The organism is Sporolactobacillus vineae DSM 21990 = SL153, from assembly GCF_000377985.1.
In the GTDB taxonomy this organism is placed as follows: domain Bacteria; phylum Bacillota; class Bacilli; order Bacillales; family Sporolactobacillaceae; genus Sporolactobacillus; species Sporolactobacillus vineae.
In genome coordinates this window covers 186,487-208,149 of the sequence record NZ_KB899043.1, presented here as the reverse complement: position 1 = coordinate 208,149, position 21,663 = coordinate 186,487, and the positions used below count along the sequence as shown (strand labels likewise).

Below are 21,663 nucleotides of genomic sequence, written 5' to 3'. Positions count from 1 at the left end.
AGACACTCGTCCCTTTACAGGGACGGGTGTTTTTTTGCGTCCAGACAGGGGCTTTGCCGTCACCGGAATTAATCAGTCAATAAGCTGTGATACAAAGGAGTGTTCTTTCATGTCAGTGATTCATCTTACGTTTCCTGATCAGAGTGTCAGGAATTTCGAATCAGGGGTAACGACGGAAGACGTTGCCGCTTCGATCTCAAACAGTCTGAAGAAAAAGGCTGTTCTCGGTAAAGTCAATGGTGATCTTTATGATCTCGACCGGCCAATTGTTTCGGACGCTACCATTGAAATCCTTCCTCAGGATTCCGATGAAGGTCTGAAGGTGATGAGACACAGCTGCGCCCATTTGCTGGCGCAGGCGCTCAGACACCTGTATCCCGATGTCAAGCTTGGCATCGGTCCGGTCATTGAAAACGGGTTCTATTATGATGTCGATATGGATCACTCCCTTTCAAAGGAAGATTTTCCGGCGATTGAGAAGGAAATGAAGAAAATCGTCAGTGAAAACCTGCCGATCGAACGGAAGGAAGTTTCCCGGGACGAAGCACTGGAAATCTTCGCCGATGATCCGCTGAAAACAGAGCTGATCCGCGAACTTCCGGAGGGAGAAACGATCACGACCTACAGGCAGGGTGATTATGTTGATCTCTGCCGCGGACCGCATCTGCCGTCGACCGGCAAGATTAAGGCATTCAAGCTGATGAGCGTGGCCGGTGCCTACTGGCGCGGGGACAGCAATAATAAAATGCTGCAGCGTGTCTACGGCACGGCTTTCCTGAACCAGAAAGACCTGGATCACTATCTCCATTTCCTTGATGAAGCCGCGAAACGCGACCACCGGAAGATCGGCAAACAGCTTGATCTGTTCATGTTCTCGGAAGAAGCACCGGGCATGCCGTTCTATCTGGCGAACGGGATGATTATCCGGACGGAGCTGGAGGACTTTGCACGCCAGCTGCAGCGTCAGGCGGATTACGAAGAAGTGCGGACGCCGCTGATTATGAACCAGAGACTTTGGGAAAACTCAGGGCACTGGGCACATTACCATGAAAATATGTATTTTACCAAAGTGGATGACGTCAACTATGCACTGAAACCGATGAACTGTCCGGGACACATGCTGATCTACAAGAATACGCTGCATTCCTACCGTGACCTGCCGATCCGGATCGCTGAATTCGGACAGGTCCATCGTCATGAACTCAGCGGTGCGCTGAACGGCATGTTCCGTGTCCGCACATTCTGTCAGGATGATGCACACATTTTCATCCGTCCGGATCAGATTGAGAGCGAAATCCAGAACATCTTCGGTCTGATCAAGAAAATATACGGCACGTTCGGTTTCCCCTATACCGTCGAGCTGTCGACCCGTCCTGAGGATCACATGGGCAGCATCGAACTCTGGGATTCCGCGGAAGCATCACTGAAGCATGCGCTGAGCGTCATGGACGTGCCTTACACGATTAATGAAGGCGACGGCGCGTTCTACGGCCCGAAGATCGACTTCCATATTAAGGATGCGCTGGGACGCAGCCATCAGTGCGCGACGATCCAGCTTGACTATCAGATGCCGCTGAAGTTCGATCTGACCTATACCGATCAGAATAACGAGAAGGCACGCCCGGTAGTTCTGCACCGCGCCATTTATGGTTCGCTTGACCGCTTCATCGGCATTCTGATCGAACACTTCGCAGGCGCATTCCCGACCTGGCTGGCACCGGTTCAGGCTGAACTGCTTCCGGTTGCCGATGTGCATACGGATTATGTAAAGGGCCTGGAACGCGATCTGAAGGCGCTGCAGATCCGTGCGCATGCCGACACACGTGAAGAGAAACTGAGCTACAAGATCCGCGACGCACAGACACACAAGATTCCATATACTCTGGTTATCGGTGACAATGAGATCAAGGATCACACTGTGACGGTCCGGAAATACGGTGAAAAGGCTACGGAAACGGTACCTTATGCGGATTTTAAAGCAAAGATACTTGAGGAAATTAAAAACCGGGTCACGAAAAAACCGGTCGTTAAATAAACAGAAAGATCTTGCGGGATAACGGGCGGCTACGTTTTCTGATTTCCGGCCTTGCAAAGTATTGGATGTCATGCTATATTAAGTAAGTTAATGTTTGAGTAAAGCAGAGGCGCCCCGCTTCTCACCTGAACGATGCAGAGATGTTGTTGTCAGGTCGGTATAACGATTGATTTTTCCATGCGGGCGTTTACGCCCGCATTTTCTTTTGCCTTTGAACTTGAAAAGGAATTGCCTGAAGCTTTGCTCAAAATAATCTGGAGGTGGCTCAATATTAGCAAAGACATGATTGTCAACGAGGGTATCCGTGCTCAGCAAGTCCGTCTGATCGACCAGAACGGCGGTCAGGTCGGCATCAAGTCCAAATCGGAAGCTCTGGCAATGGCCCGCAATGTGAATCTTGATCTTGTGATGGTTGCACCGGGCGCAAAACCGCCTGTATGCCGCATCATGGATTACGGAAAGTACCGGTTCGAGCAGCAGAAGAAGGACCGGGAAGCCCGCAAGAATCAGAAAGTGATCAGCATCAAGGAAATCCGTCTGAGTCCGAGCATTGAGGAACATGATTTCAACACCAAGATGCGCAATGCCCGCAAGTTTCTTGAGAAGGGCGACAAAGTGAAGGTGTCCGTCCGCTTCAGAGGACGCGCCATCACTCACTCTGATCTTGGCCGCCAGGTGCTCGAGAAACTTGCCAGGGAATGTGCGGAAGTCAGTGTCGTCGAGGCAAGGCCGAAGATGGAAGGCCGCAGCATGTTTCTCGTGCTTGCCCCGAAAGTCGATAAGTAAAACAGTATTTGGAGCGGCATAAGTTCAGTCGACGGCTTTCAGCTGCTCCGCCGGGAGGAAATTTTCAATGCCAAAAATGAAAACACACAAAGGTGCTGCAAAGCGCTTCAGAAAAACTGCATCGGGAAAAATGAAACGGAATCATTCATATACGAGCCATATGATGAGCCACAAGTCTCAGAAGCAGAAACGCAATCTACGCAAGAGCGCGATCGCAACGTCTACATTAGCTAAAAAAGTCAAAAAAATGATCAACGCCTGAGAACAGGCAGCTAAAGATTTGCACTATTTTTTGAAGACTGTCCGATGCGGCGTCAGGAAACTGTGACGTTTCTCCGGTTGTTCACGGGCAGGCTATTCTAGGAGGTTTTTTACAATGGCAAGAGTTAAAGGCGGATTTGTGACTCGGCGCAGACACAAGAAAATTCTGAAACTTGCGAAGGGTTATTATGGCGCAAAACATAAATTATTCAAGGTCGCTCAGGAACAGGTCTTCAAATCCCTGACCTATGCTTACCGCGACCGTCGTCAGACGAAGCGGAATTTCCGCAAACTGTGGATCGCCCGGATTAATGCGGCGGCCCGGATTAACGGCCTTTCTTACAGTACGCTGATTCATGGCCTGAAAGTGGCCGGTATTGAAGTCAACCGCAAAATGCTGGCCGATCTGGCTGTGAACGACGAAAAAGCGTTCGCCACACTGGCTGAAAAAGCAAAAGCTGCTATCTGAATGAAAATCAAATAGCCGTGACAGATGCAATTCTGCAGCTTCACGGTGACCCGGCCCCTTTCCTGTTCTGATGACAGGAGGGGGCTTCATTTATATTTTTTTACCCTAGAAATGAAAGATGTGGTGAAAGAAAATGGAGCATCGCAAGAGTACAGTGAAAACAGCCTGCATCGAGGCACTGCCGCTTGCCATTGCCATTGCCGCCTATGGCTTGTCTTATGGCGTCATGGCTGTTCAGGCCGGATTCAGCCTGCTGACAGCAGCGGCGATGTCTGTCCTGGTCTTTTCCGGATCCGCACAGCTGGTGGCTGTGGCCATGGCAGCGGGCGGAGCCGGCATGATCAGTATCCTTCTGACAGTGATGCTGCTGAACCTGCGGAATCTGTTATACGGTGCCGCACTCGCCGAAGGTCTGGCACCGGCAGGAAAATGGAAGGCATTACTGGCATTCGGCATTTCAGATGAACCATTTGTTCTGTCCAGTTCCCGTTTCAAAAAATTCGGTCCCGACCCCGTCTATTTCTCCATCGTGACCGGAATGTTCTACATTGCCTGGATTCTCGCCGGGTATTTCGGTGCCTTGATGGGCAGTCAGCTGGATCCGCAGCAGTGGGGGCTGGATCTGGCTTTTCCGGTGACCTTTGCCGCACTGCTCGTTCCGGGGCTGAAGGGGAAACCGGTGATCGCCACGGCACTGGCAGCGGCAGTGATCGCCATCAGTATGGACTATTTTGCCCCCGGCAATCAGCTGACGATTATCACTACGGGACTGCTTGCACCGCTCGTCGGCCTCTGGCTGCACGGGAGGCAGAAACATGCTTAATCAGTGGCTGTTCATCGGTATTCTTGCGATTGTCACTTACCTGTCACGCCTTCTGGGTGTTGAACTCATGGCCGGGCGAAAGATGAGCTCGGCATTGCGTCTTTATTTTAATTATGTTCCGGTTGCCATCATTACCGCGTTAATTGTCAAGCAAATTTTCATTCCGACATCGGGCCGTCTCGTGCTCTCTTTCCCGGTCCTGATCAGCTGTCTGATTGCCGCTCTGGCTGTCCGGCTGACCCGGCACTTTCTGCCGTCTGTCGTGATCGGTATTGTGACCGGGCTTCTGGTCCGTTATTTTCTGTGAATCAGGAATCTGTAAAAAAACGGGCTGCCTCATCAATGATCATGATGAGGCAGCTCGTTTGAACTCTGCTTGATCTGGAAAACGGAAATCAGACGCCTTGTTCCAGCCGCATGAGCATCTGGTCACGGAATGGGGCGTCCGCTTTGTTCCAGATGACTTCCATCAGCACGCCGAGACCCGGAAGCATTTTTTCTTCTCCGTTGGTAATGGCGTCGACGATCGTTTCCTGCAGCTGCTCTTTATTATTTCCTTTCAGATTTTGCAGTACGGCGCGGCGAATATCAAGATCCATGGTGCCTTCCTTCTTTCTGCAAGCAATTTTTTCAGACAGTATGGTATAGTATGGATTAAAAGCAGTGGTTTATACCGCTTCAGAGTGTGTTAAAGGGGTTCCTTTGTTTGAGACGAATGGTTTCGATGCAAAATGAAAAAGTTAAATTGTGGAAAAAGCTGAAGCTGCGAAAATGGCGGGAGCGGGAACAGATGTATTTGCTGGAAGGCCCGCATCTGGTCCAGGAAGCAGCTTTCTCGGCCCGTCACCTGCTGAGTGCCGTGCTTATTGACGAAGCTTTCCGTCTGCCGGAAGACTGGCCGCTCGACGATGTTGAAGTCTATCAGGTGACGCATAAAATTTTTACCGAACTATCCCAGACGGAGACACCGCAGGGGATCATTGCCGTCTGCCGGATGGTGCAGCCGGCGGTGACCGTCCATCAGGGGCGTTACCTGCTCATTGACGGCGTCCAGGACCCGGGCAATCTCGGGACACTGATCCGGACAGCAGATGCATTCGGACTGGATGCTGTTTTTCTCGGTGAAGGGTGCGTCGACGGCTATAACGGCAAAACGCTCCGGTCGGCACAGGGCTCTCATTTTCACCTGCCGGTTGTCCATCGCAATCTGTTTACGGTTGTTGCGGCAATGAAGCAGCAGGGCATTCCGATTTACGGTTCTTCTCTGCAGGGGCAGAATATGAAAAAGACAGACGGGGACAAAAATGATTATGCCCTGATCGTCGGCAATGAAGGGAACGGCGCTCAGCCGGAACTGCTTGCCGAAACCGATATACAGATCAGGATTCCGATGGCCGGCCGGGCCGAGTCGATGAACGTCGCCGTGGCGGCGGGCATCCTGCTGTACTGGTTGAGTGCGGATGAACTTGCACATCAGGCGTGAAATGCCTATACTTAGAGATACCAACTGAGAAAAATGCTGAATGCTTTCTCATGGTTGCTGAAGCAAAAGCAATGAAGGAGAGCAGTACGGCTGCACCGCCGCTCAGGGAGAACACGTCACCGACTGAAAGCGTGTTTGCGGAACGGACAGCGGGAATTCGCTCCGGAGCTGTACATTCGAAGACAGGTTTTCGTTTAGAGTGTGCCGGTTTTTCGCCGTTATCCGATATCGAGTGGGCATTGTCTTACAGAAATGTCAACAAGGGTGGTACCGCGACGCTTCGTCCCTTTTCAGGGGCGGGGCGTTTTTTGTGATCCGGTAAAAATTTCAGAGGAATGCCAGAAGGGAAGAAATGAATGTGCTGCAGGAAAAGTTGATGGAACTGCGCAGGAAAGCGTTCGAAAACGTGGAGTCGGCGGAAGATCTGAAGAACCTTCAGGATCTGCGGGTCCGTTTTCTCGGTAAAAAAGGACCGATCACGGAAATATTGAAGGGCATGGGCAAGCTGAGTAAGGAAGAGCGCCCGGTCATCGGCCAGCTGGCCAACGATGTCCGAAATGCGATTGGAAACATCATTGATACAAAGAAAGCGGAGCTTGAACAAAAGCTGCTTGAAAAGGAACTGGAAAACGAGAAAATCGATGTGACGCTGCCGGGACGAAAGATCCGGACCGGCAGCCACCACTTACTCGCCTCCGTTATTCGTGAGGTGGAAGATCTGTTTATCGGGCTTGGATTCTCAGTTGCCGAAGGACCCGAGGTTGAGGAAGACTACTACAATTTTGAAGCGCTGAATCTGCCGAAGGATCATCCGGCGCGTGATATGCAGGACTCTTTTTACATCACCGATGAGATTCTGATGCGGACGCATACGTCGCCGATGCAGGCGCGGACGCTGGAAGCGCACAAAGGCAAGGGTCCGGTGAAGATTATCTGCCCGGGCAAAGTGTACCGGCGCGATACGGATGATGCGACGCATTCCCACCAGTTCATGCAAATCGAGGGGCTGTGCGTCGATAAGCATATCCGGCTCAGTGATCTGAAAGGCGTATTGACCGTGTTTGCCAAGCATATTTTTGGTGAAGACCGCGAGATTCGGCTGCGGCCGAGCTTTTTCCCGTTTACCGAACCTTCTGTTGAAATGGATATTTCCTGTTTCCGCTGCGGCGGCCATGGCTGTGCCGTCTGCAAGGGTACCGGCTGGATCGAAATCCTCGGCGCCGGCATGGTGCATCCCAATGTGCTGCGGATGTCGGGTTTTGATCCGTCGGTCTATACAGGATTCGCTTTCGGCATGGGGCCGGAACGGATTGCGATGCTGAAGTACGGGATTGAAGACATCAGACATTTCTATACGGACGATATCCGTTTTCTGAATCAATTCAGGCGGGCTTAAAGGGAGAGAGAGACAATGCTGGTTTCTTATAAGTGGTTAAAAGATTTTGTCGATCTGGACGGGGTGACGCCGGAAGCGCTGGCCGACCGGATCACCAACTCCGGAATTGAAGTAGAACATCTGACGTATCCCGGAGAAGGGCTCAAGAACATTGTCGTCGGGAAAATTTTAACGTGCGAGCCGCATCCGGAATCCGATCACCTGCACCTGTGTCAGGTCGATCTCGGTTCAGAGACGGTGCAGATTGTCTGCGGCGCCCCGAACGTCGCCGCCGGGCAGAAGGTGCCTGTGGCGACAAACGGTGCCCGGATCGCCGGCCATGTATCGATCAAGCGCACGAAGTTCCGCGGCGAAGAGTCGAACGGGATGATCTGCGCGCTGAGCGAACTGGGTGTCGATAAGGCGCTGGCACCGTATGAAGACGGAATCTATGTGTTTGACGACGAGGTGCCGGTCGGTGCGGATGCGCTGCCGTATCTCAACCTGGACGATGCGATTCTCGATCTGGATATTCTTGTCAGCAGTGCGCACTGTATGAATATGATCGGCGTTGCTTACGAAGTGGGCGCGGTGCTGAACCGGCCTGTCCATATTCCGGTGCCTGATCCGCATGAAACGGATGAGGCGGCAGCAGATGCCATCAGTGTGGCGGTCGATGCCGGTGACAAGGTGCCCTACTACGGGGCCCGGCTGATCAAGGGCATTCAGGTAGGCCCGTCGCCGCGCTGGATGCAGCTGCGCCTGATCGCCGCCGGTATCCGGCCGATCAGCAACGTGGTCGATATTTCCAACTACGTCATGCTGGAGTACGGCCAGCCGCTGCACACCTTCGATTTTGATGCCTTTGGTTCGAATCACGTGCTGGTCCGCTTCGCCGGTGAGAACGAGACGATTGAAACGCTGGACAAGCAGCAGAGAAAGCTTGAACCGACGGATGTCGTCATTACCAATGGAAAGAAAGCGGAAGCCGTCGCCGGGGTCATGGGCGGAGAGAGTTCTGAAGTAACTGCAGACACACATACGGTGCTGCTTGAATCGGCCATTTTTGACCCGATGACGATCCGGAAGGCGGCGCTGCACCTGCAGATGCGGACGTCAGCGAGCAGCCGCTATGAAAAAGGGGTCGACCGCAACCGCGTCGCGGCGGCATCGGATCGTGCGGCCGAGCTGCTGACGAAATATGCATCCGCTAAGGTTCTTAGGGGCATCGTCGGGCAAGGACCGCAGACTGTGGCGGAGCAGACGATTACCATGCCCTGGCAGAAGATCAACCGGGTGCTCGGTGCCGGGCTGCCGCCGGAACAGATCAGCGGGATTCTGAAACGGCTTGGGTTCACTGCCGCGATTGAGGGCGATACGCTTCATGTCAGCGTTCCGACACGACGCTTCGATGTGTCGATTCCTGAAGATCTGGTTGAAGAAGTCGGACGGATCTACGGCTACAATAACCTGCCGGCAACACTGCCGGAAGGCGAAGCGATCAAGGCAAGCCTGACTCCGTACCAGAAACTGATGCGGCGGACGGAACAGCTGATGGAGGACTGCGGGCTGAACCAGGCATTCACCTATTCACTGACGACAGACGAAAATGCCGCAGCCTATACCATCCATGATACGGATCGCAGGCCGACACGGGTCATCTGGCCGATGAGTGAAGAGCACGCAGTGCTGCGGGAAAGTATCGTACCGCAGCTGATCAATGCAGTCGGCTATCATCTGAACCGGCAGATGACAGATGTCGCATTCTATGAAATCGGAAAAGTTTTTCTTCCCAAATCAGGAGATCCGCGTCCGGATGAAGAGGAGCACCTTGCCGGCGCAATCACCGGAAACCGGACAGAACGCAACTGGGAAGGCGAACCGCAGCCGGTTGATTTCTTTACGGCAAAGGGGATTCTGGAGAACCTGTTCGACGCGCTGGCGCTTTCGGACCGGATCGACTATCGTCCGGCAAAAAGGGAAGGCCTGCATCCGGGACAGACGGCGGACGTCTTCCTGGACGGCAAGGTCATCGGCTATGTCGGTGCCCTCCATCCGGCCGTGCTGAAAAAGGAAGAGCTGAATCCGACCTTTGTTTTCGAAATCGCGATCGAACCGCTGCTGCGCGGGAAGCAGCCGGAAATTGTCTACAGCGGGCTGCCGCGCTTCCCGTCGACCGCCCGGGATATTGCACTGGTGGTCAAACGGACGGTCCCTGCTGCAGATCTGTACCATGTGATTCAGAAAAACGGTGCACCGCTGCTTCAGTCTGTCCGCCTGTTCGACGTCTATGAAGGCGGACATGTGGCCAAAGACGAGAAGTCGATGGCTTTCTCGCTCACTTACTTTGATCCGGAACGCACGCTGACCGATGACGAGGTTAATGCGGTCCATGACCGGATTCTCAAAGCGTGTGAAGAAGAATGCGGGGCCGAACTGCGCGGCTGAAACTGAATGGATTGAAGAGGACAGGCTCCGGCCCGTTCTCTTTTTTTTTGCAAAAGTGGGCCCGGACAAGTTTATCGGTCTTCGCAGTGAAGTTTTCGGTCTTCAGCAAAAAACTGCTGCGCGCCACAGCTCCCTCTGCGCTCACTTCATTTACCATCAGGTTTTTGATATGATTAGAGCAGTGAATGATTATCGAAAGCTGGTGTTAACATGATGCTCAATCTGATTATACTGATCCTTCTTGCTTCGGGATTCTTTATGGGGTTCCGGCGCGGGCTGGTGCTCCAGCTCGTTCATCTGGCGGGATTCATCATCGCATATATCGTTGCTTTTCTGTATTACAGGCAGCTGGCGCCGACGGTCAGACTCTGGATTCCGTTTCCGACGTCGGCCGCAAACAGCGGGACGTTCAGTTTTCTTGGCACGACGGATCTGCAGTCGGCTTATTATCAGGCCATCGCTTTTCTGATCCTTTTTCTGGCGACAAAAATTATTTTAACGATTATCGGACATATGCTCGATTTTCTGGCGGAACTGCCGATTCTCCGTTCCGTCAATCATCTGACGGGGGGCCTGTTCGGTTTTGCCGAACTGTACCTGATTGTCTTCATCCTGCTGTTTGTTGGTGCCTTAACGCCGATCAGCTGGGTGCAGTCGTCGATCCATGGGTCGTCGCTGGCTCAGGCGATTATCGGACATACGCCGGGATTCTCGAAAACGCTGCAAAGTCTGTGGGCCGGGCTGATCGGCTCCGTTTCCCGGTAAAAAGGATTCAGCGTCACTTTTCAGTTGGAAAAGAGTGAGTCGTGTGGATAAGAAGCAGGTCATTGATGTTCTCGATCGTATTGCCCTGTATCTGGAAATACAGGGAGAGAATCCGTTTAAAATTACTGCTTACCGCCGCGCCGGACAGGCTCTGGAAACCGATGAACGGTCGATCGGCGGGATCGATGACTTCAGCAAAATCAAAGGGATCGGCAAGGGAACAGGCGATGTCATCAGGGAACTGATCGCGACCGGTGAGTCTTCCGTGCTGAATACACTGAAACAGGAAGTCCCTGCAAGTCTCCTGGAACTGGTGAAGATCCAGGGGCTCGGCGGTAAGAAAATCGGCCGCCTGTATCGTGAACTGAACGTCACGGATACGGCCTCGCTCATCCAGGCATGTCAATCCGGAAAAGTCCGGGCACTTCCGGGATTCGGCGAGAAAACAGAAGAAAAATTGCTCGAAGCGGTACAGAAATTGAACCAGCGGCCGGCAGAACTGCCCATTGCCTACATGGTCGGTCTGGCCGAGTCGATTGAGAAAGTACTGGTCACTATTCCGGGGATCGTCCGCTTCTCTCGTGCCGGCAGTCTGCGGCGTGCCAGGGAATCCATGAAAGACCTGGATTTTGTGATTGAGACGGCGGATCCGGAAGGCGTTTCAGGCCAGATCAGAGAGCGCCTTAACGTTAGAGAAGTGACCGGTCAGGGCGAAGCCAAAATGACGGTCGTGCTTCCGGATACTTACGGCGTCTCCGTTGATTTCAGATTTACCTCGGCAGCGGACTTCATCATGATGCTTCATCACTTTACCGGGTCCAGGGACCACAATATTCTGCTCAGGCATCTGGCCAAAGAACACGGGGAGAAGATCAGCGAGTACGGCGTAACCCCGGTACAGGGACCGGTGCTGACGTTTTCCAGCGAAGCGGCGTTCTATCATCACCTTGGGTTAAACGACATTCCCCCGGAAGTACGCGAGGGCACGGATGAAGTCGAGCGGGCCATGGAGGCACCGCTCGGACTGATCCGTCTCTCGGATATTAAGGGCGATCTGCACATGCATTCTACCTGGAGCGACGGGAATGAGACGATTCAGGCGATGGCAGAGGCAATGGAAGCCAGAGGCTATGCGTATGCCTGCCTGACCGACCATTCAAAATCGCTGCGTGTGGCAACGGGCCTTTCGGAAGACCGTCTGCTTCGGCAGCTGGACGAGGTAGCCAGTGTCAATGCGCGGTTTACTGATTTTACACTCTATTCCGGAGTGGAAATGGACATTCTGCCGGACGGATCGCTCGATTATAGTGATGAAATTCTGAAACAGCTTGACTTTGTGATCGCATCGATCCACTCCTCTTTTTCCCAGAGTAAGAAGCAGATCATGAAGCGGCTCGCCAATGCCTGCAGGAATCCCTTTGTGCGGCTGATTGCCCATCCGACCGGACGTCTGCTTGGGAGACGGCGGGGCTATCCGGTGGACGTGGATGCGCTGATTCGCCTGGCGAAGGAAACCGGCACAGCACTGGAATTAAACAGCAACCGAAACCGGCTTGATCTGTCGGCAAAATGGGTCCGAAAAGCCCAGCAGGCCGGCGTGAAAATTGCCATCGATACCGACAGCCACTCGAAAAAGATGATGGAAGACATGGCTCTTGGTGTGCAGACGGCAGTACGTGGCTGGATCCGGCCGGAGTCGGTGATCAATACGATGAGTGCGGCGCAGTTTTCCGATTTTATCAAGGCAGGGAAGCAGCCCGGCTGATGAACGGAAAAAGGCCGCTTTGATGAGGGTGATAAAAGTTATGAACGACCATGCACTGAAGGCATTGGAATACAGTAAAATCAAGCAGCAGCTGATGCACTATACAGCGTCTTCGCTGGGTAAGCGCCGAATTGAGCAGCTGCAGCCGGCGGAAACTCTTGAAGCGGTCAGAAATCTTCAGGAAGAAACCGACGAAGGGGCAACTGTACTGAGGCTTAAAGGGTCAATCCCGTTCGGCGGGATTACGGACATCCGTCCGGCGCTGAAGCGCACGAAAATCGGCAGCATGCTGCTGGCGAAGGAACTGATCGACATTGCCGACACCATACGCGGCATCCGGCTGATGAAGTCCTTTATTCTCGATCTGGCTGAGGATCAGGAACTGGATCTTCCGATTCTGACCGGGCTGGTTGAGCATATGACAGTGCCCGGTGGCCTGGAACGGGAGATTCGCAGCGCGATCGACGATCAGGGCGGCGTGATGGACTCGGCCAGCACGACGCTGCGCCACATCCGCGGCCAGATCCGGACCTTCGACAGCCGGGTGAAACAAAAGCTGGAGAATATCGTACATTCAAGTGGAAAGATGCTGTCCGAGGCGATCATCACGATCCGCAACGATCGCCAGGTCATTCCCGTGAAGCAGGAATACCGCGGGGCGTTCGGGGGCATTGTTCATGATCAATCGGCTTCCGGAGCCACGCTGTTTATCGAACCCCAGTCGATCGTCGACCTGAACAATCAGCTGAGTGAAGCAAGGGCGAAAGAACGGCACGAAGTGGAACGCATTTTACGCGTCCTTTCCGAGAAGACGGCAGAATATGCCGACGGACTGCTGGACTCGGTTGCCGGACTGGCTCAGCTGGATTTCATCTTTGCCAAAGCATCCTACGGGCATCAGATGAAAGCATCCCGGCCGCGGCTGAATGACCGCGGGGTGATCCGGCTGAAAAGGGCACGCCATCCGCTGATCAGTCCCGACCGGGTGGTGCCGATCGATGTCCTTTTCGATGAACAGACGCACGCCCTGATCATCACCGGACCGAACACCGGTGGAAAAACCGTTTCACTGAAAACAACCGGTCTGCTCACGCTGATGGCTCAGTCCGGCTTGCAGATCCCCGCGGAAGAGGGCTCGGAAGTCAGTGTGTTCAAGAAGGTGTTCGCCGATATTGGGGACGAGCAGTCGATTGAGCAGAGCCTGAGCACATTTTCCTCACATATGACCAACATCGTCGGAATTCTTGGCCAGGTTGACGACCAGAGCCTGGTGCTTTTCGACGAGCTTGGAGCGGGGACGGATCCCCAGGAAGGCGCCGCGCTGTCGATTGCCATTCTGGATACGGTTTACGGACGCGGCGCGACGATCGTCTGCACGACCCATTACAGCGAACTCAAAGCCTACGCCTATGAACGGCCCGGTGTCATGAATGCCAGCGTCGAATTTGACGTTGAAACGCTCAGTCCGACATACCGGCTGCTGCTTGGCATTCCCGGACGCAGCAACGCGTTTGAAATCTCGAAGAAGCTCGGTTTGCCTGAAGAAATCATCGATGAGGCCCGTCTGCAGATCAGCCATGAGACGAACCAGATCGATAAGATGATTGCGTCTCTGGAACAGAACCGGAAGGCGGCTGAAACCGAAGAGGAAAACGCCCGGAAACTGAAACATGACGCTCAAGCACGGGAAGCAGAGCTGACGAAGAAACTGAACGATCTGGAGCGGAACAAAGAACAGATTCTTATTCAGGCGAAGGAAAAAGCAGAACGTGCGGTGAAAAAGGCAAGACAGGAAGCTGACGAGATTATCGCGGCCCTGCACCACTATAAAAACAGCGGCAATGTGAAGGAACATCAGCTGATCGACGCGAAAACACGGCTGTCGCACGCCCTTGATGCGCTGGAAAGCACAGACTCGCGGAAAATAAAGCACCGGATTCAGGTACCGAAAAAGATGCCTGCCGGCTTCAAATCCGGGGATCATGTCCGGATGACGAGCTTCGGCCAGGATGGGTACATTGTTGATAAAATCAATGATCATGAATATCTGGTTCAGGCCGGTGTACTGAAAATGAATGTTCAGGATTCGGACCTGAAACTGGTTAAAGAAGAAAAGAAAACCCGACCGGTTGTCAATGTCCGGACGTCCGGAGAGACGGTCCGTCCGGAACTGGATCTGCGCGGCGACCGGTATGAGGATGCCATGCTGAAAGTGGAAAAATATCTGGATGAAGCCATGCTCGCCGGTTATCCGCGCGTGTCGATCATCCACGGGAAGGGTACCGGTGCCCTGCGCAAGGGCGTGACCAAATTGATCGAGCGTCATCCGAATGTCAAAAGCTCGCGGCTCGGCAATCAGGGCGAAGGGGGAAGCGGCGTTACCGTTGTCGACTTCAAATGACCTTTTCAGGCAGGGAAATGGCATCTCAGAACCGGAGATGCTATACTGTTTCTCAGGATGATGCAAGAACCAATTAAGGAGGTTTACTCATAATGGCTATCAGTCAGGTAAACGATGCAAATTTTGCGGATGAAACATCGAAGGGACTTGTGCTTGCCGATTTCTGGGCAACATGGTGCGGACCATGCAAGATGATGGCTCCGGTTCTCGAAGAAGTGGATTCCGAATTAAAAGATAAGCTGAAAATCGTCAAACTTGATGTGGAGGAAAATCATGCGACCGCCAGCAAATTCGGTGTCATGAGCATTCCGACAATGTTCCTGTTCAAGGATGGCGAAATCGCCGATAAGATCGTCGGCTTCACGCCAAAAGAGGCATTGCTCGACCGCATCAATGAACATGTCGGCTGATTCGACAATTTGATCTGAAAAGAGGCTGCTTCCTGAAACGGGGCAGCTTCTTTTTTTGGCGATGTTAAACTTGTCTGTTGTTTTTCGCTGCAGGCGCTCGCTTTTCACGGGCGATCCGTGAGCCTCCTCGTGCGGGGTCTCACCTGGCTCACTGATCCCGCAGGAGTCTCGCGCCTTCCGCTCAGAACAACACTGCATAAAGCAACAGTAAATGTGAACAGAGCCTTTTTTTGAAAAGATTGTTTGGAACGGAAGGTGCGGGACTCAGCGAGACAAAACCCCGGACATTTGATTGTTTCCGTCTTTTTGTTGATAATGAAATGAGACAGTCTGTTCGCTCCTTTCGATACGTCAGACAGATTTTGCAAAAGGTGAAAAGTTTATGGTTAACCAGAAAATCAAAGAGAAACTCAGCCTGCTCCCGAAACAGCCGGGCTGCTACCAGATGAAGAACAGCCAGGGTGAAATTATTTACGTCGGCAAGGCGAAGAACTTATTCAACCGTGTGCATTCTTATTTCAGCGGTTCGCACGATGCGAAAACGCAACGCCTGGTCGCCGATATTGCGGATTTCGAATACATCGTTGTTTCTTCGGAAATTGAATCCCTGCTGCTCGAGATCAATCTGATTAAAAAGTTTGAACCCAGATACAATATCATGCTGAAGGATGACAAAAGTTATCCGTATATCAAACTGACGAAAGAAAAATATCCGCGCCTGATCATTACCCGGAAAGTTAACCGAAAAAGCGGGAAATACTTCGGCCCGTACCCGAACGTGACGGCGGCGAACGAAACAAAACGACTGCTCGACCGGCTCTATCCGCTGCGAAAGTGCCGCACACTCCCGCACCGCGTCTGCCTTTACTATCATATCGGCCAGTGCCTGGCGCCCTGCGTCAACGTGATTGCGCCGGAGGTTTATCAGAAGATGACCGACGATATCAGCCATTTTCTGAACGGCGGCTATCAGGATGTGAAACGGGAACTCAAGGAAAAGATGCTTAAAGCATCGGAACAGCTCCATTTTGAAAAGGCGAAGGAATACCGCGATCAGATCCGCAGCATCGAGACAATCATGGAGAAACAGAAAATCATTTTTAACGATCTGGATGACTGTGATGTTTTCGGCTATGCCTTTGACAAAGGCTGGATGTGCGTCCAGGTCTTCTTCATGCGGCAGGGGAAACTGATCGAACGCGCCGTTTCACTATTTCCTTTTTATCAGGAGCCGGAAGAAGACTTCCTGACGTTCATCGGACAGTTCTATTCGCATCGCAATCATATCAAGCCGAAAGAAGTGCTGCTGCCGGAGCGCGCCGATGCCGGACTTGCCGGGCAAATGCTTGGTGTGACGGTGCTTCAGCCGCAACGCGGGCGGAAAAAAGACCTGGTCAATATGGCGGTCAAAAACGGTCAGATTGCGCTGAAAGAGAAATTCGCGCTGATTGAACGGGATGAAAAGCGCACGATCGGTGCCGTCGAACAGCTTGGCGTAGCTCTGGATATGCCGGCACCGCGCCGGATCGAGACCTTTGATAATTCGAATATTCAGGGGGCCGATCCAGTGTCGGCGATGGTTGTTTTCGAAGACGGGCGGCCGAAGAAGAGCGACTACCGGAAATACCGTGTCAAGACGGTCAGCGGCCCGGATGATTTTGCGACGATGAAAGAGGTCATCCGCAGGCGCTATTCCCGGTTGCTGCGGGAAGGCGCGGTTCTGCCCGACCTGATCCTGATTGACGGCGGTAAGGGTCAGCTGTCGGCTGCCATTGACGTGCTGGAAAATGAATTCGGTCTTTATATTCCGGTATGCGGGCTGGCCAAGGACGACAAGCACCGGACGGCACAGCTTGTTGCCGGAGAGCCGCCGGTTTTTGTCCCGCTGGCAAGGAACAGCCAGGCCTTTTATCTGCTGCAGCGCATTCAGGATGAAGTGCACCGGTTTGCGATCACTTTTCACAGACAGGTTCATGGAAAAGAAATGCTTCATTCCGTGCTTGATGATATTCCGGGCATCGGCCGCCAGCGGAAAATGGCTCTGCTGCGCAAGTTCGGTTCGGTCAAAAAGATTCGCGAAGCCAGCAGCGCCGACCTGAGAGATGCCGGCCTGCCGCAGCATGTCGCCGAGTCGGTACAGAAATATTTGAAGACGCCGGACTGAAGGCATTGTCACCGGAGAGCAGCTCTGCTATAATTTGCATAAATTAAACTTTTCAAAAATCTGAAGTGATAGAGGAGCAGTATTCATCAGTAGGCTGTGTGAGAAGGATGACCTTCGGCGATCACAGCTCAAAGGGGACGCTGCCGAAGCGGGGAACGGATCATCACGTTGCCGGGCTGGAACTGCACTGAACAAGTGCAGGGCTGTCACACGGACATAAATGATGACGACCGGTTATGAAACATGCCGGAAATCCGTGTCCGGGTGGAGAACTATCTCAGCATGTTGAAAAAGAGTATCGATTCAACAGCGGGGATCCCTGCTGTTCTTTTTGTCACTGAAGATCTTCGTGAAAGTGCAGCTCTTTTCAAAAGATCATCCCGGCGAATCGTTCAGAGAGGATGCGGGAGAGCGGGAGAAAGCGGCAGTAGAACTGCTGCCTAATTTAAAGGAGCGAGTAGAGAGTGGCTTTAACAGTGATGAAGTTTGGCGGAACATCAGTGGCAAATGTGGAACGGCTTCAGAAAGTTGCAGACAGGATTATCAAACAGAAGAAGACCGGCGATCAGCTGATCGTTGTTGTCTCCGCCATGGGGAAGACAACCGACGAGCTTGTCCGGATGGCTGGCGAAATTTCGGACAGGCCGTCGAAGCGTGAGATGGATGTCCTGCTTTCGACCGGTGAGCAGGTCACCATTGCACTCCTGTCGATGGTTCTGATCCAGCGCGGGTACGATGCGATCTCCTTTACCGGCTGGCAGGCGGGTATTAAAACGGAAGATGTTCATGAAAGTGCGCGGATCGGTGCCATTGATACATCGCTGATCCGACCTCATCTGAAAAAAGGGACGATTGTGATTGTTGCCGGTTTTCAGGGCGTCACGGAAATCGGAGAGATCACGACACTCGGCCGCGGCGGCTCAGATACCTCTGCCGTGGCGCTGGCTGCTGCTTTTGGTGCGGCAAAATGCGAGATCTACACGGATGTCACCGGCGTCTTTACCACGGATCCGCGTTATGTGGTTAATGCACGCAAACTTAAAGAGATCAGCTATGACGAAATGCTTGAAATGGCCTATCTCGGTGCCGGTGTCCTTCATCCGCGTGCCGTTGAATATGCAAAGAATAATCATATCGAGCTGGTTGTTCGCTCCTCTTTTTCCGATGAAGAGGGTACGGTGATTAAGGAGGAAGTTTTTATGGAGAAGTCAAAGAGCGTTCGCGGGCTCGCATTTGAGAAAAATGTCACCAAAGTAACCTTGCTTGGCCTGCCGAACAGCGTCTGCGCGGTTTCAAAGGTATTCGACGCGATTGCCGCCAAACATATCAATATTGATGTCATTGTTCAGAATGTGCTCGATCAGGAAAAGACCAGCCTGTCGTTCACCGTCGACCGCGATCTGCTGAACGAAACGTTGGATGTGCTGAAGACACAGGAAAAGGCTCTGCATTTTCAGCACCTGATCCATGAATCCGGTCTTGCCAAAGTGTCGATTGTCGGTTCCGGCATGGCCTCGAATCCCGGGGTAGCGGCTCAGATGTTCCATGCGCTGGCGGAGAAGGGGATCAAAGTGAAAATGATCAGCACTTCTGAGATAAAAGTGTCGACGATTATTGACGAGGACAAGCTGCAGGAAGCACTCGAAACGCTGCACGACACGTTCCGTCTGACCGAAGAGGAATCCGTCAGACTCTAAAGAATTGTCAATCACTCCTTTTCAAAAAGCTCTGTTCACGTTTACTGTTGTTTTATACTGTGTTGTTCTGAGCGGAAGGCGCGAGGTTCCTGCGGGAAAAGCTCGCGGATCGCCCGCGGAAAGCGAGCGTCTGCAGCGAAATACAACCGACACGTTTAACAGCGTCTTTCAACAAGCTCTATGTAAAATACTGCACATCTTTTTACAGACTGTTTCTAAAACTGCTCTGGGTTTAGACACCCGAGCAGTTTTTGCGCTTTCCTGGCCGCAATCGGACGGAGAGCAACAATTTTTTTTACTCTGCTATTGACCGAATCGGTTGATAGCAATATACTCTCAATGTAAACCGAATCGGTCGAAATTGATAAGGAGGCGATTTGATGGAAGGACTGGATCATTTTCATAAAATTCCGGTGGAAAAACAGAACAAAATTATTGATGCGGCGTTGAACGCATTCGGATCAAATGGCTATAAAAAAACATCGGCAAAAGATATCGCTGAGGCAGCCGGGATTTCAAAGGCGATGATTTTTCACTACTTCGGAAACAAAAAAGCACTTTACCTTTATTTGATTCAGCTGTGCGGCGAGACAGTCATGACTGAAGTCAGTGAAAAGCTGAACAGAAACAACACCGATTTTTTTGAACGTATCCGCATGGCCGCCGAGATCAAGTTCGATGTGCTCCGGAAACGGCCCGGTGTCCTTCCTTTTCTGAGCAGTGTGATGAACGAGACGGCCGATGAGGTTAAGCCGGAAGTGCATGCGATCATCGCCGGCAAAGAGGCATCCGCTTTCCGTGAAAAAATGGTTTTCGAAGGCATGGACACGTCCAAATTTAAAGAAGGCATTGATCCGAAACTGATACTGAAAATGCTGATCTGGATGTCTGAAGGCTATTTCAACGATCTGACTTCCGATGCAGACCCTGATTTTGATGCCTTTTATACAGAATTCATGGACTGCCTGAATCTGCTGAAGAAAGCATGTTATCAGTCATGACGATTGCCTGAGATTGTCCTGAGCAAAAGGCCGGTTTCAAAAAGCAACTAAGTAAAAATGCGGGAGGGACCTCGATTATGAACGTGATTGAACTGAAACACCTGACGAAAAATTACGGAAAATCCAGAGGGATTAACGATGTTAATCTGAACGTCGAACAGGGAGAGATTTTCGGGTTCATCGGTCCGAACGGGGCCGGAAAATCGACGACGATCCGGACGCTGCTCGGGCTGATTCATCCGACGAGCGGATCGGCAACGATCTTCGGCAAGAGCTGCTTTGACCATCCGGAAGTCCGGAAAGAACTGGGCTATCTGCCATCAGAGGTTTTTTACTACGAAAAAATGCGGGTTATCGATCTGTTGAAGTATTCCGCAAGCTTTTATAAAAAGGATTGTACCAGGCGAATTCATGAACTGGCCGATGCGATGAATCTTGACCTGAAAAGGAAGATTGCCGACCTCTCCTACGGCAACAGGAAGAAAGTCGGGATTGTCCAGGGACTCCTCCATGATCCGCAACTGATTATTCTTGATGAGCCGACCGGCGGGCTTGATCCGCTGATGCAGCAGAAGTTTTTCGAACTGATCCGTGAGGAAAACAAGAAAGGCGCCACCGTCTTTTTCTCATCGCACATCCTGACCGAAGTGCAGCGTATGTGCGACCGCGTGGCCTTCATTAAGGAAGGGAGAATTATTCAGGTCGAGAAGGTCCGGACACTTCGGGAAAACAATTATAAGCGGATTCATGTGGAAGCGAGAAACCGACTCGACAAAAACATTTTCCAGATCGACGGTGTCGGCGATCTGAAAGTCAGGGACAATGAGGCAAGTTTTATTTTCAGAGGAGACATCAATGCGGTGATCCGAAAAATCGCCGGGCTCGACCTGATTAACCTGTCGGTCGGCGAACCCGATCTTGAAGAAATTTTCCTGCACTATTATGAAAAGGAGCGCTGACTGTCATGAATATGTACGTGCATGAGCTGAAAGCTCTGAGAAAATCGACGATGCTCTGGACCGTGGTGCTGATCGGGCTGGCTGTAATGTACTTATCCATTTATCCCGGAATGGCACATGACGCAAAAGACTTCGTCCGGCTTCTTGCCAATTATCCGCCGCAGATCCGGGCGATGCTGGGCATCAACCTGAGTTACATCACCTCCATTCTGGGCTTCTACTCGATGATTTTTTCCTTTATTGTCCTGTGCGGTGCGATTCAGGGCATGAATCTTGGCCTCTCCGTCCTCTCCAAGGAATCGCGTGAACAGACGGCTGATTTTTTGCTCGTCAAGCCGGTTTCGCGGCCGGCGATCGTCACAGCCAAACTCTTTGCCTCGCTGACGGCGATTCTTGCCACTTACTGGATCTTTTATGCTGCGGCAATCCTTATCGCCAATGGGGTAAAAACAGATAATTTCGACGGAAAAGTCTTTTTCCTGATCAATTTAACGCTGCTGTTCATTCAGCTGATTTTCTTTGCCGTCGGCATGGCTTTGTCCGTTCTATTCGGCAAGCTCAAAACCGTGCTGCCGCTCTCGCTCGGTGTGGTTATCGGTTTCTATCTGATCGGTGCTCTGATCAATTCGGGGAAGAACGATCCGGCGGTCCGCTATTTTTCACCGTTCAATTATTTTAACTCGGCTTACATTATTCGTCATTCCGCCTATGAAGCACCTTATCTGATCACGGCGGCGGGAATTGTGGTAGCGGCGGTTCTTGTCACTTATATTGTTTATTCAAAAAAAGATATCCATGCGGTAAGCTGACTGCCACGGAAT

Annotated in this window: 20 protein-coding genes, 1 riboswitch and 3 other annotated features (1 of these 24 only partly in view); of the genes, 19 read left to right on the top strand and 1 reads right to left on the bottom strand. The window is 52.1% G+C overall.

Features of this window, described 5'->3' with window-relative positions; translation table 11 throughout:
• Positions 1–17: a binding site (T-box leader), on the top strand (it extends 204 nt beyond the left edge of the window).
• 92 nt (positions 18–109) lie between these two features.
• The 6 genes from thrS to D889_RS0103280 all read left to right on the top strand — a co-directional run bounded on the left by thrS (position 110) and on the right by D889_RS0103280 (position 4,681).
• Positions 110–2,035 carry a threonine--tRNA ligase gene (thrS, locus tag D889_RS0103305; RefSeq protein ID WP_010630403.1) on the top strand — a complete coding sequence of 642 codons (1,926 nt, stop codon included), beginning with the start codon at positions 110–112 and terminating at the stop codon, positions 2,033–2,035.
• 95 nt (positions 2,036–2,130) lie between these two features.
• Positions 2,131–2,246, top strand: a sequence feature (ribosomal protein L20 leader region).
• Positions 2,247–2,317: 71 nt separating this feature from the next.
• On the top strand, positions 2,318–2,821 hold the full coding sequence (gene infC, locus D889_RS0103300; protein WP_010630402.1) for a translation initiation factor IF-3: 504 nt from the start codon (positions 2,318–2,320) through the stop codon (positions 2,819–2,821).
• Positions 2,822–2,888: 67 nt separating this feature from the next.
• The gene (rpmI, locus tag D889_RS0103295; RefSeq protein WP_010630401.1) at positions 2,889–3,083 is read left to right on the top strand and encodes a 50S ribosomal protein L35; all 195 of its coding nucleotides are present in this window, start codon (positions 2,889–2,891) and stop codon (positions 3,081–3,083) included.
• A gap of 114 nt (positions 3,084–3,197) precedes the next feature.
• A complete protein-coding gene (rplT, locus tag D889_RS0103290) occupies positions 3,198–3,551 on the top strand; it encodes a 50S ribosomal protein L20 (RefSeq protein WP_010630400.1) in 354 nt (117 codons plus the stop codon).
• A 133-nt stretch (positions 3,552–3,684) separates the two neighbouring features.
• Positions 3,685–4,374 (top strand): AzlC family ABC transporter permease, encoded by a 690-nt coding sequence (locus tag D889_RS0103285; protein ID WP_010630399.1) that lies wholly within the window; start codon positions 3,685–3,687, stop codon positions 4,372–4,374.
• Positions 4,367–4,681, top strand: a complete 315-nt coding sequence (locus tag D889_RS0103280; protein WP_010630398.1) for an AzlD domain-containing protein — start codon at positions 4,367–4,369, stop codon at positions 4,679–4,681. Before D889_RS0103285 ends, D889_RS0103280 begins: the two co-directional genes overlap by 8 nt.
• A gap of 88 nt (positions 4,682–4,769) precedes the next feature.
• Here D889_RS0103280 and sspI read toward each other — a convergent pair whose 3' ends face one another.
• Complete coding sequence (gene sspI / locus D889_RS0103275; protein WP_010630397.1) at positions 4,770–4,973, bottom strand: small acid-soluble spore protein SspI; 204 nt, start codon at positions 4,971–4,973, stop codon at positions 4,770–4,772.
• Positions 4,974–5,089: 116 nt separating this feature from the next.
• Between sspI and D889_RS0103270 the strand changes: the two genes are divergently transcribed.
• The 13 genes from D889_RS0103270 (at position 5,090) to D889_RS0103200 (ending at position 21,651) form a co-directional block, all read left to right on the top strand.
• Positions 5,090–5,857 carry a TrmH family RNA methyltransferase gene (locus D889_RS0103270; protein ID WP_010630396.1) on the top strand — a complete coding sequence of 256 codons (768 nt, stop codon included), beginning with the start codon at positions 5,090–5,092 and terminating at the stop codon, positions 5,855–5,857.
• A 62-nt stretch (positions 5,858–5,919) separates the two neighbouring features.
• Positions 5,920–6,148: a binding site (T-box leader), on the top strand.
• A 61-nt stretch (positions 6,149–6,209) separates the two neighbouring features.
• Positions 6,210–7,253 carry a phenylalanine--tRNA ligase subunit alpha gene (pheS, locus tag D889_RS0103260; protein ID WP_010630395.1) on the top strand — a complete coding sequence of 348 codons (1,044 nt, stop codon included), beginning with the start codon at positions 6,210–6,212 and terminating at the stop codon, positions 7,251–7,253.
• A 15-nt stretch (positions 7,254–7,268) separates the two neighbouring features.
• The gene (gene pheT, locus D889_RS0103255) at positions 7,269–9,680 is read left to right on the top strand and encodes a phenylalanine--tRNA ligase subunit beta (RefSeq protein WP_010630394.1); all 2,412 of its coding nucleotides are present in this window, start codon (positions 7,269–7,271) and stop codon (positions 9,678–9,680) included.
• Entirely contained in the window at positions 9,646–9,894 is a 249-nt protein-coding gene (locus tag D889_RS0103250) for a hypothetical protein (protein WP_018962136.1), read from the top strand. Before pheT ends, D889_RS0103250 begins: the two co-directional genes overlap by 35 nt.
• Entirely contained in the window at positions 9,894–10,445 is a 552-nt protein-coding gene (locus tag D889_RS0103245) for a CvpA family protein (RefSeq protein WP_010630393.1), read from the top strand. The genes D889_RS0103250 and D889_RS0103245 overlap by 1 nt, the downstream gene beginning before the upstream one ends.
• Before the next feature lie 43 nt (positions 10,446–10,488).
• Entirely contained in the window at positions 10,489–12,210 is a 1,722-nt protein-coding gene (gene polX, locus D889_RS0103240) for a DNA polymerase/3'-5' exonuclease PolX (protein WP_010630392.1), read from the top strand.
• A 40-nt stretch (positions 12,211–12,250) separates the two neighbouring features.
• Positions 12,251–14,611 (top strand): endonuclease MutS2, encoded by a 2,361-nt coding sequence (locus tag D889_RS0103235; RefSeq protein ID WP_010630391.1) that lies wholly within the window; start codon positions 12,251–12,253, stop codon positions 14,609–14,611.
• Positions 14,612–14,703: 92 nt separating this feature from the next.
• Positions 14,704–15,021 carry a thioredoxin gene (trxA, locus tag D889_RS0103230; RefSeq protein ID WP_010630390.1) on the top strand — a complete coding sequence of 106 codons (318 nt, stop codon included), beginning with the start codon at positions 14,704–14,706 and terminating at the stop codon, positions 15,019–15,021.
• 382 nt (positions 15,022–15,403) lie between these two features.
• On the top strand, positions 15,404–17,185 hold the full coding sequence (gene uvrC, locus D889_RS0103225; protein WP_010630389.1) for an excinuclease ABC subunit UvrC: 1,782 nt from the start codon (positions 15,404–15,406) through the stop codon (positions 17,183–17,185).
• Positions 17,186–17,246: 61 nt separating this feature from the next.
• A riboswitch (Lysine riboswitch) is annotated at positions 17,247–17,468 on the top strand.
• Between the two features lie 181 nt (positions 17,469–17,649).
• Positions 17,650–18,882: an aspartate kinase gene (locus tag D889_RS0103215; RefSeq protein WP_010630388.1), complete on the top strand. Its 1,233-nt coding sequence runs from the start codon at positions 17,650–17,652 to the stop codon at positions 18,880–18,882.
• A gap of 380 nt (positions 18,883–19,262) precedes the next feature.
• Entirely contained in the window at positions 19,263–19,883 is a 621-nt protein-coding gene (locus D889_RS0103210; RefSeq protein ID WP_010630387.1) for a TetR/AcrR family transcriptional regulator, read from the top strand.
• 77 nt (positions 19,884–19,960) lie between these two features.
• The gene (locus D889_RS0103205) at positions 19,961–20,842 is read left to right on the top strand and encodes an ABC transporter ATP-binding protein (RefSeq protein WP_010630386.1); all 882 of its coding nucleotides are present in this window, start codon (positions 19,961–19,963) and stop codon (positions 20,840–20,842) included.
• A 5-nt stretch (positions 20,843–20,847) separates the two neighbouring features.
• Complete coding sequence (locus D889_RS0103200) at positions 20,848–21,651, top strand: ABC transporter permease subunit (RefSeq protein WP_010630385.1); 804 nt, start codon at positions 20,848–20,850, stop codon at positions 21,649–21,651.
• The last annotated feature ends 12 nt before the right edge of the window (positions 21,652–21,663 follow it).